Raw genomic sequence first — 14,178 nt, 5'->3', positions numbered from 1 at the left:
TCCCAGGCTTGATAGGACGGCCTCCCTGGCTCGACTGGCCTGCCTGGCCGGCCGGCCGTCAGCGCAGCCGGAACGGCTGAGCTGACGGGCTGGGGGCATTGATATCAGTCAAACTCGAAGGAGTAGACCAGATCGACGGCCTGGTCGATGCTGGAGACGAACTCGGCGTAGAGATTCTGAACGAGCTCGTAGCGTACCTTGAACTCACCTACAGCTGAGAATACGCCATAGCCATAGGACAGACGCAGACGGCGGTTGATATAGCCCTGAACGGCTACCTGCATCTCATCGCCTGTGCCCTGAGTGGCAAGCTGTACGTCCTGAACACCAAAGGAGCCGGCTACAGCCTGAGCTACACCTGAAAGTCCGGATACGCCCAGACCAAGGAGCATATTGGAGTTGTTAGAGTCCTGATTAATCGAGGTCTTATCAAGTCCGTGACCGTACAGAATGTAGGAGAGAATCTCGTTTTCTGACATCACTGGCCTTGAGAACAGCTTGATTTCAGGGGCGTTTGCGGTACCAAGTACGCGGGCACCGACAGTTACATCGCTTTCAAGATAGTCAGGATCGGCTACTACCTCGATATTGAGATTTGGATCGGCAATATCATCAAAGAACATGATACGTGCATGGGCAAAGTCAAACTTGCGTCCGTAAATATCGGCTGTGCCGTCAATCACGTTGATTTCACCATTGGCCTTGACAGCGGCATCGCTGACCTTCTTGGTAATCCTGATGCCGCCACCAAGATTGCCCTTGACCATGCCCATGGCAGTAAACCTGACGTCATCGCCAAAGCCCACACCAATATTGATGGAGCTCTTAAATGGAGCAGAAGGTGCCTTCATCAGTGCCTGAGTACCGTTAACCGGCACCAGAATCTCATCTGAGCTTACCGAGGTGCCGCTTGAGCCTGCTGAGGCTACCGAGATAGCTGCACGTGGAATATTGACCGTTCCTGAGATATCCATAATATCGCCCAGCTTTACGGACGTATCGATATCAGCATAGGCAATACCGTAGCCTACGAGGAATACAGGCAGCTCTTTGGCACGGGCAAACAGAGATCCGTTGGCACCGGAAGACCAGTCCAGATCGCCTCCGAGTTTGAGCTCGCCACCATTGAGTACTACCTTGCCATCAAGCACGCCTGACTGACCATTGAGTTTCATGGTCAGATCAAAATCGTTTACCTGACCTACGTCATAACGGGGTACGGCCGATCCCTTTGATGTGATGGTGCCATGTACCATAGGACGGGCAATGGTTCCGGCAAAGACAGTATCAACATTGGTAAAGCCCTTGAGCTCGGTAAAGCTCTGGCCAATGTTGGAAATGCTCTCCAGATCAAAATCCTTAATCCTGAAGAAGCCGCCCAGCCTGCCTGCTCCGGCCGGATCACTGATATCAAGCACGGCATCAATCTGACCACGGTTGTTTCGCAAATCGATATCAAGCTCAGTATGCATCAGTTCACGGGTAATATGGGCGTTTAGGGCCATGTGGTCGTAAACGAAACCGGCTCCGGCTGTGGAGAACACTACACCCTTGTCACTGTTGACCGCTACCTTGATATCAGGTTTGCCATTTTTCATTAACAGCGAGGCATCCACATTCAGTGGTACCTGCATCTTGATACTGTCAGGGAAGAGGTCCTTGAGCGAATTGAGATTGAAGTTCTGTACAGTCAGATGACTGCGGGCATCTGTACTGGTAAAAGTGGTCTCGGCAATCTTAAGCTCACCAATTTCACCCTTGAGCTCTACAGGGGTGATGTGACCTTCGATATTGCCATAGTCAATTTCAGCATAGACAGGATTTACCAGCGAAAGAGAGCCTGAAGACTCACTGAAGAAATACAGTTCAAGCAGATTGGCATTGTAGCGTGAGGCCGGGAAGTCCAGACTGCCGTCCACATTGACATAGGCTGCAGCCACACCGCTGCAGTTGGCTGAAATGGAGTGACGCAGCGGAGTGCCGGAAACGTCAATGAAACACTGACGTGACGGAGCCACACTCTTTGACCAGCGTACACGATCGGCAAGAGCGGTAAAGTTGAGCGCACGGGTCTGCATATTAAAGCTCGAGTTAAAGACCAGACTGCGTATTCTGGACTCACCCGTACTTAAAACAGGCACCGATCCTGAGATATCAAAGTTCAGATCAGAAAGATTACCCGAGCTGGTAACGTAGGCCGACATGGATCCATGTACAGCAGGTGAGAGCTTGTGCAGATCCTTGAGGTCAACAATGAGATTAAGGTCAGCACCACGGCCGGTTACCTGGCCCTCGGCCAGAATGACATTGTCAGCCTGAGTGAACTTGATAAGCTCAACACGGAAGCCCTGATGAATATCTCCTACCACATCGGTGATATTGAGACTGGCCTGATGTCCGTTTATGAAGAGATCGCCTCTGATATGACGGATATTGGTCATGATCTCAGGCAGATCCCTGCTGATTACTGTTCTCAGGAAATTATCCTGATCGTCAGCTGCATCCTCAGGAGCTGCTTCATTTACAAAGCGTACTGCATCAATGTACTCCTGACGGGTAATGAGCATGTCATATGGACCATCAGGTACGCCATCAGCAAGCAGATAAGGTTTGGAAATAGGACGTACGGCAGCCAGAGACTGACCTGAACGAACAGCATCAACAGCCTTTGATGTGGCTACATGACGGGCAGTTTCAATATTGGCGCTGATACCGGCCAGAAGCTGCTCTTCGGCACTGTCAGCTGTGGCAGCCACTACTGTTGCTCCACGGCCGCCTCTGCCAGCAGACCCGGATCCGGCACCGCCGGTGATGCTGCCGGCAGCTGCCGCGACGCTGTCTCTGCGTGAAGACTTGCCACGGGCAGAAGAGTTTAAGACAGTGGTATTGCCACTGGTGCTGACCGATCCTGATCTAATCTGAGCAAAGAGACGCTGCTCAATGGTGTCGGCATCAAAATCCTCAATTCTGGCAGCACTCTTAGGGATACGGTTGTCCAGATAGGCAGGCTCACTGGCAATGGACACAGCGCTGCGACCAGTCTCTTTCTGATTGAGAATGGCTACAAAATCACCATCGATCTTGAGCGCGCCCTTGAGCATTGGTGAGAGGAAACCGGCATCCTTGACCTGAGCAAAGACACGGGCATCAGCACCAAGGACCTTGCCATAGAAAAAGTCGCCACGGACACTGGCCTTTACCGGCTCACCAAGATAGGTGCCGTTAACCTCAAACTTCTCGATATGGCTCTTTTCATAGGAGATCTGCGCCTTGACATCAGATTTGACATTCTTAAAGTCAAAGCCTGAGATCAGTGCCTTGAGATCCACATCCACACCGTCAAGCAGATTGCCTGCAGTGTGCAGATCGATAGAGCGGGCGTTGACCAGAGGGTCACCAAAAACAGGCCAGGTAAAGTCGCGGGTCCTGAGGCTGACAGTAATAGGCAGAGCCGCTGAGAGCACATTGGCGTGAACATTGAGCTCGGAAGTGCCGCCCAGATTGAGGGTACTTCTTACCTTCAGGTCAGTAAGATTGCCTGATACTCTGAAATCACCATTGAGGCCATAGAGCAGTCCATGCATGAAATCATGGGTAATGTCGTTCTTAAAACCCTCGCCCTCAAGTACGAAATTGAGGTCATAGTAGTTGTTAAGATCGAGATCACCTGAGGCATGGACAGTACCGAACTCATGGCTCAGATCGATGTTGTAAATCTTGAGATTGGTATCAAACCAGGAGGCATTAAAGGAAATGTCAGCCTGACGGGTATCAAAACCCTCCTGGTAGTAGCGCACCTTGCGCGCATTGAAATTGTCCACCTCAATATTAAAAGGCAGAACTACCTTTGCCAGGGTTTCAATACGGCCATCGCCAGAACCAAATTCCTTGATAAGAGCCTTGGGATTTTCACCCTCAATGGCTTTGGCAACCACTTTCTGGCTGCGCTCATCAGTCATCAGACGGGCCGCCTGAGCCACACTGCTGGCCGTGGAGCCGGATACGGCATCCACGTCGACATTACCTGAGCTCTTGCCATCGCTTACCTGACGATTGGACTCAGCCACAGCGGCCAGCGCAGACTTGCCGGCCGCCCTGGCTACGGCACCGCTGGTGCTGGTGATGCCACTTTCAACACTGACCGCACCCTCAGGATCAGCAGAACCAGGGGCATTATCCTGAGCTGCAGCCTGCTCCCCATCAGCAGCCGGAGGGGCACTGTAGCCAGCAGCGCCAGCCCCAAAGTCCCCCACGGAGCCAGTCCCGGCGTCAGCGGCGGCGGCCAGAGCTGCAGCAGCAGCCGCAGCCCTTGCTACCCTTTTTTCAGACCAGGTAGCCGGAGCGCTGGAGCCGGGATGATCAGGCACACCGGTAATATCGGTAGGAGCGAAGGTAGCAGGAATACGAGGCAGATCAGTGCTCAGACGTGGTCTGATATTAAGAGGTGCGGCACTTAAAGCTGTATTAAATGAGGCGTGATCGCAGCTGTCAGCTGTGCAGATATGGCTGGCCGCCAGAGCTGCGGCATGAGCGTTGACCTTATCAAGCAGTGAGGACTCAAAATCATCACTGTTGCGACGTGTAACTGATTCTTTGAGGGCTACCGGGCTGGTGCGCGGGTCGACAATGGCAGGACGCAGATTGACAAAGGCCGGCACAGGAGCACGGTTAAGCAGAGCTGACTCCATGGCGTCAGCAAAGAGCTCAGGGTCTGAGTACACCAGACCTGGGCGTAATAAGGACAGGGAATCGTTGACACGACGGGCATTGCTCATGGAGGTGTCGCTGTTGTCGTGACGCTGATAGAAGCCGCTGCCGGCACCGCTGGCAGAACCGGTGGCGCCAGTTGCGCCCGTGGCGCCTGCGCTGCCAGCAAACTGGGAGTCAAGGCTGCCCAGCAGCTTATCTTCAGTGCGCTGAGCACGGCGCTGCTGCTCGTTGTGCACCAGCAGCATTTCTACGCTCTTACCCTGCTGAGCGGCCTGAACCAGGGCGGCTACCGAGTCTTCGAGCTTCTGACCGCTGAGCACGTTGCCATCAATGCTGATGGCCAGCTGCTGATCGGCAAGTGCAGCTGCCTGAGCCTGCTGCTGATCGTAGGCTACATCATTGAAATTCTTGAGGTGTACGTCGATCACGTCCACATCAGTATTGCGGGTACCCAGATTGTCTTTATGGGCCCACAGAGCTGATTGAAGATCATTGATTTCCACATCCACAATCATGGAGCGGAAAGCAAAGTCACTGATATGGAAGTTATCGATTTCGATATCTACAGGGAAGCTCAGACGGAAAGGAGGCTCGTTAGGATCAACAGGCTCTTCAGGGGCCTTTGGTCCGTTAAAGAGCTGATCGTACAGAGCGACGCCCAGATTTGAGGCTTCAAGGGTATGAACCTTGAACATGCCCGAGGTCAGTTCGGTCAGATCGTAATCAAGGACCAGAGAGTCGGCATTGATGGCCACGATATCCTTGATATCTACCAGAGTCTCACCAAGCTGCAGGCCCTCAAGCACCGATCCTGACTGGATAGTGGTATCAATAATGATGGACTCAGGAATAAAGGCATTGGCAATATCAAGAGCCTGACGGGCACCATTGAGCGTACCGAGGAAATAGTACAGCACGGCCATCAGTACCATCAGCAGGATCATAAAAGGCATCAATACCCATTTGCACAGGCGGCGGCACCAGCCACGGCGCCTGCCGGTGCCATTGCTGATGATGATATCGTCACTGTTCCTGGTGCTGCGCTCACCAGATTTGCCTTTTCCTGCTGCAGGCTCACTTTCTGCCGAGAGCCCTTTTAACAGGCGTGAGTGTGCGTGGCGCTCATTTTCATGAGCACCGCTGTCACGGCCGCCTGGGGCTTTGTTCTCAGTAGATGAAGCTTTTGCCATGCCTAGAACTCTGGTCCGAAAGCAAAGTGTAAGTGGTAATTGGTTTCCTGATTGCTCTGAATACCGGCTGCCACGTCAACACGGACAATGCCGTATGGTGACAGGAAACGGTAGCCTATGCCCGGGCCCCAGAGAATATCGTCTTCATAGTCATCTGTTGCCATGCCGGCATCAAGAAAGAGGGCCAGACGGGAGCTGGGAACACCAAAAGGAAACTGGATTTCTGCTGTACCTGCTGTGAGGTACTTTGCACCCTTAAGACCTGAACCGTCAGGCTGTAAAGGAGCACGGTCACGGTAGCCAAAACCACGGATGGAATTATCACCGCCGGCAAAAAAGCGCAGGCTTGGTGGCAGGCTGTCAGCATCTTTTCCCATGTTCACGCCCTGCTCGGCACGAAAGAGGAAACGTGAATTTTCCGTAAGGGAAATAATGCCGCGATAGGTGCCTTTTAACTGAACAAAGCTGTCATCAGAAATGCCACGTGAAGCACCTGATGCCTCAAGCTTGATGGAGTAACCGCGTGACGGGTCAAAACCGCCTGAGCTTTCACGGCGGCTTAAGGTCAGGGCAGGAATGAGGTTAAGTGCATAGTCCTCCTCACTTCCCTGAGAATAGTCTTCATACTCAAGACGCAGGGCATAATCACGACGCCAGCTGCCTGTTTCATTGGCCACATAGTGAATGGAGAACTCGGAGCGATCAGACAGTGTGTCATTGAGATCGGTATGAGTCTGCGAGGCATTTACCGTGTAGTAGTCAAGATTAGGGTCTTTGCGCGGGATCTTGTAGATCATGGTAGCGTCATTGGTATAACGCGTCAGCGTAGTCAGTGAGGAGAAAGAATCGCCTCTGTCATTGAGCAGTGGCTTGTTCCACTCTACGAGCACACGCGGGCCTTCGTCCGTGCTGTAACCGGCACCCAGACGGACATTGTTATCAGGACGGCGCTCCAGATGCATTTCCAGCGGAACTTCATAATTGCTGGCATTTTTGACATCAGGACGCACGTCTACTGAGTTGTAGTAGCCTGTCTGGTTGAGAGCCGAAACAAAGGAGTTGATATCACGGGTGGAAAAGTCATCGCCCTTTTTAAACTTCTGCAGATTACGGCCTGGCAGGAAGAGACTGGCGGTGTTTTCATCCATGGTGATGTCACCGAATTTGTAGCGTTTGCCGCTGTCGTAAAGCAGCTCGATGTCGGCCATATTCTGATCCTGATAGACCAGAATGCGGGCAGAGGAGAATTTGCCGTCAAAAAAGCCCAGGGACAGAGCGGTCTGATGGATATCGCTCTTGAGCTTTTCATATTTGCCGTGATTGAGAATCTGATAGGACTTGAGCTCGCTTTTGGCCATGATGTCCTGGAATACCAGGTAATCAAGACCCTCACCAAGGACCTCAACAGTGAAATTGCGGATATAAAGAGGCTTGCCCTGGTCAACGGAAATGACCACGGTACGATCTTCCTCTTTGGCACGATCAGGCAGAGTTACCTTGATCTTTGGATGGTAGTAGCCATAGGCACGCAGGGCTCTGGTAGTCACTTCCTCAAGTTCACGCACATAGAAAAAGGCGCGCTTCTTGGAAATAACAGCCATACCGCTTAAGTGAGCCTCAACATTCTGCAGCAGCTCACCTGAAATGCCCTCGACCTTGAAAGACACAGGATCGGTCACCAGAGACTCATGCTCAGGCAGATCACTGCTCGAGCAGGCGGACATGATGACGGCGGCCCCACCGGCAAGAGTACCGGCACAGCACAGTCTTACAGCCAGGGCAACAGCAGCGGCAAGGCGGCCCGGCCGGAGCGCCGGCTTTGCCCCGGCTTCCGGCCCTGCCACGGCCGGGGCCGGAGCCGGGGCCGCCATGTCAGTGCACTCAACAGCTCTGGTGCAGTCATGATGGTGCTGCCTCAGGCAGTCGCTGTCAGAGGCGCTCATAATGGCGCAGTCACGATTAGTGCAGACCTGCAGATTATCTTTCTGCAGCCCGTCCTTCTGACTGACTGACCCCATCATAAAGTTTTTGAGCATCAAAAATTGCCTCTTGCACCAGACTTTGAGATTAACCACCCGAGCATGATCCTGCACAGATCCTGATACTCAGGCCGCACATACAGATGTACTGTTGCGCACAAAAGCATCGTTTTTCGTAAGATTATGCCTGCTCATAAATACGACGGCCGAGCTGGGCTGCAGCTCATTGTCAGCGTAAAACCACAGCTGAATTGCCGTGCAGCTCATTGTCAGATGTAAAACAAAGCATAATCACAGGCATATCACTGCTGTCAGCCTGTCACAGTAAACAGTAAAGCCATGTCATGTGCCGCTGTTAGCGGCATTGCAGTCCGGCATGTAACAGACCGCTTAAAAGGTAATTTACGCAGCACCCTCAGCCCGTACCAGGCCCATGCTCCGGCCTTTTCGGCCCTGTAGCAGTGGCGGCGCTGCGGCGGCCGCTGCAGATGCAACTGCAGGCAGTGGCTGCTGCAGGCTCTGCTACTGCAGGCGCTGCATCTCGCGGCTTGCCAGGGTGGCAGCTGCGTCATTTGGATAATTCTGAATAACCAGCTGGAAGTAGCGCAGTGCTTTGTCAGTGTCACCCAGGAACTTGCTGATCATACCGAGCTTGTACAGGGCGTCAGGACGCTTCTGAGAGTCATTGTAGCGGGCTACATTGAGGAAGCTCAGGCGGGCCTGATCATACTGGGCCTGAGAGTACTGAACCTGACCGAGCCAGTACCAGGCATTTGGTGTAAGGGCATTGTCAGGATATTTCTCAACATAACTCTTAAAGGCACTCTGAGCGCCCTTGAGATCGTTTTGCTGCACCTTGGCATAAGCACCTTCATAGGCAATCTTGGCATCAGCATCCACGCCCTTGAGAGGTACGCTGTTACCTGAACCTGCAGGCTTGGCAGGAGCAACAGGGCCCTTGTTGTGAGCTGCCAGATTATCATTGCCCATTGGGGTCACAGGACCTGCACCGCCGGTGCCTTTTACGCCGCCGACACCGCCACCTGAGGAGGCAGTTGAGGATGATGAGGCGCCTGATCCTGAGGTATTACCCATTGGGATGTTAACCACAGTACCGCCTGAGGATGATGACACTGAACTGCCGGTGCCACGGGCTACCAGATAGCGCAGCTGCTCCATTTCACCTCTTAAGGTGGCAATGTCCTGCTGCAGCATGTAAATCTGATTCTGCTGAGACTGAATCTGTTTTTGTAAAGCGGCAGTATCGGCCATGGCCGGTGCTGACAAAGTCAGTACGGCAATTGCTAAAGAGCTCAATGGCAACCAAGTCTTGACCTGCACTTATTACTCTCCTAGTTTCCGGAAAAGGCCACCCACTGTTTAAGAGCGCCTGAGAAACACTCATTACCTGCAAAATCCGGCAGCCTCACAGGCCGCAGCCCGGGCCAGCCGGTAAGAACCGTACCTGACGGCTCCTGCAGCAGATTTGCACTGTTAAGCTGATGATGACCAGTTGTTCAGGACGGCATACACCGGGCCCATGACCCGCAAAGCTCTAATGACGTCTCAGACTCTTATCCATGATGATGCATCATCCCTGGCTGCGCCCTGCCGTAAATCCGGCACGCAGCCCTGACCTTTCATTCTAGCATACTGCCGTAAAACTAAGGCGCCAAAACTGTCAGTTCCCCCGCATCTGCAAGCATCAAAGCCTGTCCATATCCCAGCCCCTGCGTCCATACAGCACACCATCCTGACAGGCCATACGCACAGACATCACAACCGCCCAACAGGCCATACGCACAGACATCACACCAGCCCGACGGGACATACGCACAGACATCACACCAGCCCAACGGGCCATACACACAGACAGCACACCAGCCCGACGGGATATACGCACAGACATCACACCCACCCACGGCGCTATAGCGCACTGCATCCCCAAAGGACAGCTCCCAATCATTGCGCACTACGGCCACGAATGTCAGCCCCCGTCTTGAACAACACAGCAAGGCTGCACAGTCACATCGTGGTTCCTCTTATTCACGTCTTTGCCCTGAGCTCAAAACCAGGCCTCGAAACTGCGCTTTAACTGTTCTGCCCGTCTTATCCTCTCAGTACCATCACTTCACTTATCCCCGGCAGCACAGAGCCTCATACGGGCCTGAAGCCTCGTATGTGCCAGAAGCCGCGCTATGAGCACGGAAAGGAGTCAGCCCACCAGGTGCGTTCCCTTTTCTGTAACTGTTTTGCTGAACGCGTTCCATGAGGCCTGTGCGGACGATTATGTGAACCCCATCACAAAATTTCCGGACCTGAAATCCATATGTGATCAAGCTCACAAAATGCCGAAGATGTAGCCCTGAGCCCATATTCAGACCATTTTCAACATGGCTGTCACACTTTTCTGGTACTGATCTGAGCCTTTCAAGCCTGGTCTGCCAGGTAGCTGTCGCTCATTTTGTGATCTGGATCAAGTTTGAAATGAGCTGAGCTTTCTACGGGACCTTCATGAAAAAAGCGCTCTGGAATAATGGGCGCATACCAGACAGGGCCAGTCCCTGTATCTGATAAAGATAACAGTAAGCACTGAAAGCACTCAGTCAAACAAACAAACAAACATAAAGACAACATGAATGCATGCGCACTGCCGGCGGGTCAGCAGGCAGCTGGCGCGCAGCGGGCAAACAGACAGTCAGACACTAACAATCAGACACTTCAGGAGAACAAAACATTTATGACCAGCCTGAGCTCACTTTCACCATCAGAGGTTAACAGCCACCTCAGGACCTGCGGGGCTGCCGGTGTGGCCTATGCCCTGTCCAGTGCAGCCCTGGCCCGCAGCAGCTGTGCTCAGCTGGACGCCATGCCAGCTGACAGTTATGCCGCTCACCTCACAGACAGCCTCAATGAGGATCCAGAGATTACAGCTCTGTCCGGTGGCTGTGAAAGAGCTGTATCACGTAACTGCACCATGGGCTCACAGACTGCCTGCGAGTCTCTGGGCGCCGCAGCGGCGGCTGCAGCTGCTGCAGCTGCGATGGCTGCAGGCCTGGGCAGCGCCCATGGTGATGCAGCTGAAGCTTGCGGTGCTGCTGAAGCTTGCGGTGCTGCTGGAGCTTGCGGTGCCGCAGGACCAGGCGCTGGTGCCGTGGCTGATGGTGGTGCCGATCTGCTGATGAAAGGCGCCAAAGTGATGGCCTTTCGCTCATCCTATGATGAGCTGGGCTTTAACAATCTCAAAAGGGATCTGGGCGAGAATATCTGCGCCGCCATGAGAGATCCCATGGTCAATGAAATCATGCTCAACAGCGATGGCTCCTTATTTGTTGAGCACCGCCTTGAGGGCATGAAGCTTATTGACCATATCAACTCAGCCAGGGGCAATTTCATTATCCGTACCGTGGCCTCGATTGCCGACCGTCAGATTGATCCGGCCTGTCCTGTAGTTTCAGTTGAGATTCCTTATGACGGTTCACGCTTTGAGGGCCTGCTGCCACCTCTGGTGCGCAGCCCGGTATTTTCCATTCGCTGCCATAACAGCCTTGACCTCACCCTTGATGATCTGACAGCCATGCAGGTAGTAAGCCCGGAACAGAGTGAACTGCTGCGTGAGGCCATAGCAGCTCATGTTTCCATTATGGTCGCCGGTGCTACAGGATCAGGCAAAACCACGCTGGTAAATGCCCTGCTCAATGAAATGAGCACTATGTGCCCTGACGAGCGCATGATTACCATTGAGGACACACCTGAGCTCAAAATCAGATCAGCCAACAGCGTAAGTCTCTTTACCAGCGAAGGCACAGACATGTCACGTCTGGTGCGATCCTCCCTGCGTTTACGTCCTGACCGCATTGTAGTAGGTGAAATACGCGGCGCTGAGGCCCTTGATCTCATCGATGCCTTTTCCACAGGTCACCGTGGCGGCATGTGCACTATTCACGCAGGATCCCCGCTGCAGGCCATGGAGCGCCTTAACCTTCTTATTTCGCGCCATCCGTCCTGTCCGGCCCTGATTGAGCCTACAGCCGCAGCTGCCATTGAACTCATTGTTCAGGTGACCCGCTCTCCGCACCGCTGCGTAAAATCACTGACCATGGTAACAGGCTGCCATAACGGCCAGTACGAGCTTACCGAAGTAACAGATTCACTGACATACGCTTTGCAAAAGCGCAGTGAGAGCGTAAACAAAAGCACAGATTATTGATCCCATGATGCTGCAGGACACTGCAGATGCAGGGCACTGCAGCTTAGCGGCAGGGTGCTGCAGATAAAACTCAGGTTCTGCGCATGGCCTCAGGTCCATGCCTGGTGCCCATTGAACGGAGGCCATTTACAGCGGTTTGAAAGAGCAGCTTGAAACACAGATTTGAAGCTGCTCTTTGAAACAGCTGCTTTTAAAGCCGGCTGCATACAGCCCTTGTTAATAACAGCTGCTGTTAATGATTTCTGCTGCTTATGCCAGTTGTTTTTCATGACAGCTGCCGTTCATGACAGCTGATTTTCATGGCAGCTGACGTTCATGACAGCTGCTGTATGCAAAAGCTTTACAAATCAGTTTAGATAACAGTATGGAAAGTGGCGCATTGCTCCACTTTTGCTGACAGTAAGGACCATAAATCCTGACATCCAGAGTCAGGCATCATCTGACCACCTTAACAGATAAGATGCTTTACATAATTATATGGAGTGCCGCAGTAATGTACTGCCAGGCACTGAGGATAACAGTAACAGTACTGACAGAGACTGTACCGCTTTAAGAGGCCTGTGCAACCGTGTAATCTGCATGAGTTTACAAGCCTTAAGGCAGCAGCCTCTTTCAGTAAAAGATAACAGTAGCACTCACTGCTGAGGTCTCCTGACCGGTGCAGTGAGCTTCAAACAGACATAAGGAAAGGGCCGGCAGCTGCGCCGGGCTGCTATGCAGCCCCATGCAGCTGCAATGCAGGTGCAGTGCACATGCATTGCAGACGCAGGCGCAAATGCCAGAGCCCGGATGCATCAGGGTGAGTCACTGCCGCAAACAGTGCGCTGTCTTTCTTCGGGATGCAACAGCAGCTCTCTGACAAACAGCGTAAGGACTTGCGGCAAGGTCTGCAGACATAAGGAGATGCTGCATACCATGTTTTATCTTCTGTAAAGCATATATGCAGCAGGAGCAGCACTGAGGAGCTGACGTTATGGTCAGGCCCCGGTGCGGCCTGTGATAACAGTAAAGTGCGGTAGTTTTTCAGGATCATCAGGTGTCGACGGCAGCAGCTTTTGGCGGCGGCTGGCGACACCACTTTACAGCACTGTCATTGTTTACGGGATGGATTGTCAGTCCGGCAGTGCTGTCCTGGCCTTAAGCCCGGGCAGCAGACGGAACCCATAACCATCCCGCATCTGATACAGAGCTCAGCACAGAACATTGTGCTGTACCGGCCTTGCCGATACCGCGCTTAATCGAGGAACATGTCATGAATGACTTATATCTTTGCAATCAGTCTTTGAGATTGACCCTTCACTCACTGATACGAAATACTTTACAAATTACTATGGTAATGCTTGGCATGGCCGGCATTATGGCACTGATCTCCTCCCCGGCCATGGCCTCAAGCAATGCAGTTGCTTCAGTGCTGCCTTACGAGGCCTGGCTTGCCACTTTCCAGAAATCCCTTACCGGTCCGGTAGCCTTCTCCGTTGCCCTCATTGGCATTGTAGTAGGCGGCATCAGCCTGATTCTGGGCAGTGGTGAGGTATCCCACTTCGTGCGCACCATTATCTACATCATCATGGTCATGTCCATGCTCATTGGTGCCAACTCCCTGATGACCAATTTCTTCAACGGAGCCTCCATCCCAATGCCTGAGCAGGCCGCTCTTACCACCACCTACAAAGCTCAGAGCGACAGGGCCTCAGACCTGCCGCTTAAGGGCGCTGCACCGGCTGCCGCAGCAGCTGCCTCCGTGGCTGCCTCCGTGGCAGCTGCTGTGCCAGCTGCTGAGGGAGCTGCTGAGCCGGCTGCAGTGAAAGCTGTGGCTGTGGCAGCTGTGGCCACTGAGGATAACGCTGACAGAGCAAAGGGCAGCTCACGCAGTGATGAAGCCGATGAAATGATTCGCTCCATGATTTTCGTCACCCTGCCAAAGCCAGTGCCAGCTCACAGCTTTATCTCCTGCTCTGACAGCACTTTAAGTGTTTTTGCCTGATGGTGCGCAACTGGCTGCGCCCTGAGGGGACGGAGCCCCTCTGGCTGCAGTCAGGACAGCACCGGCACCGTGCTGCTGCCCCTGGGCACGGCACGGTGACAGATA

The 14,178-nt window shown here is 53.2% G+C and carries 6 protein-coding genes; 2 read left to right on the top strand and 4 right to left on the bottom strand.

What is annotated here, in order from left to right:
- Positions 1-104: 104 nt before the first annotated feature.
- The 3 genes from MXE41_RS02950 to ybgF form a co-directional block, all read right to left on the bottom strand.
- Positions 105-5,900, bottom strand: a complete 5,796-nt coding sequence (locus MXE41_RS02950; RefSeq protein ID WP_247099306.1) for a translocation/assembly module TamB domain-containing protein — start codon at positions 5,898-5,900, stop codon at positions 105-107.
- A 2-nt stretch (positions 5,901-5,902) separates the two neighbouring features.
- The gene (locus MXE41_RS02945) at positions 5,903-7,936 is read right to left on the bottom strand and encodes an autotransporter assembly complex family protein (protein ID WP_247099305.1); all 2,034 of its coding nucleotides are present in this window, start codon (positions 7,934-7,936) and stop codon (positions 5,903-5,905) included.
- Between the two features lie 465 nt (positions 7,937-8,401).
- Entirely contained in the window at positions 8,402-9,196 is a 795-nt protein-coding gene (gene ybgF / locus MXE41_RS02940; RefSeq protein ID WP_247099304.1) for a tol-pal system protein YbgF, read from the bottom strand.
- 1,423 nt (positions 9,197-10,619) lie between these two features.
- Here ybgF and trbB point away from each other — a divergent pair.
- Entirely contained in the window at positions 10,620-12,089 is a 1,470-nt protein-coding gene (gene trbB, locus MXE41_RS02935) for a P-type conjugative transfer ATPase TrbB (RefSeq protein ID WP_247099303.1), read from the top strand.
- An 89-nt stretch (positions 12,090-12,178) separates the two neighbouring features.
- On the opposite strand, the gene MXE41_RS02930 is transcribed toward trbB, so the two are convergent.
- A complete protein-coding gene (locus MXE41_RS02930) occupies positions 12,179-12,358 on the bottom strand; it encodes a hypothetical protein (protein WP_247099302.1) in 180 nt (59 codons plus the stop codon).
- A gap of 983 nt (positions 12,359-13,341) precedes the next feature.
- Here MXE41_RS02930 and MXE41_RS02925 point away from each other — a divergent pair.
- Positions 13,342-14,073 carry a TrbC/VirB2 family protein gene (locus tag MXE41_RS02925; protein ID WP_281503530.1) on the top strand — a complete coding sequence of 244 codons (732 nt, stop codon included), beginning with the start codon at positions 13,342-13,344 and terminating at the stop codon, positions 14,071-14,073.
- The last annotated feature ends 105 nt before the right edge of the window (positions 14,074-14,178 follow it).

It is taken from the genome of Anaerobiospirillum sp. NML120449 (assembly GCF_023051105.1).
Classification (GTDB): domain Bacteria; phylum Pseudomonadota; class Gammaproteobacteria; order Enterobacterales; family Succinivibrionaceae; genus Anaerobiospirillum.
This window is presented reverse-complemented; position numbering and strand designations above follow the sequence as displayed.

Excerpts from the sequence above, each read along its gene's own strand:
- MXE41_RS02930 (WP_247099302.1), bottom strand. The coding sequence starts at position 12,358 with ATGAAAAACAACTGGCATAAGCAGCAGAAATCATTAACAGCAGCTGTT.
- MXE41_RS02950 (WP_247099306.1), bottom strand. The coding sequence starts at position 5,900 with ATGGCAAAAGCTTCATCTACTGAGAACAAAGCCCCAGGCGGCCGTGAC.
- trbB (WP_247099303.1), top strand. The coding sequence starts at position 10,620 with ATGACCAGCCTGAGCTCACTTTCACCATCAGAGGTTAACAGCCACCTC.
- MXE41_RS02925 (WP_281503530.1), top strand. The coding sequence starts at position 13,342 with ATGAATGACTTATATCTTTGCAATCAGTCTTTGAGATTGACCCTTCAC.
- MXE41_RS02945 (WP_247099305.1), bottom strand. The coding sequence starts at position 7,936 with ATGCTCAAAAACTTTATGATGGGGTCAGTCAGTCAGAAGGACGGGCTG.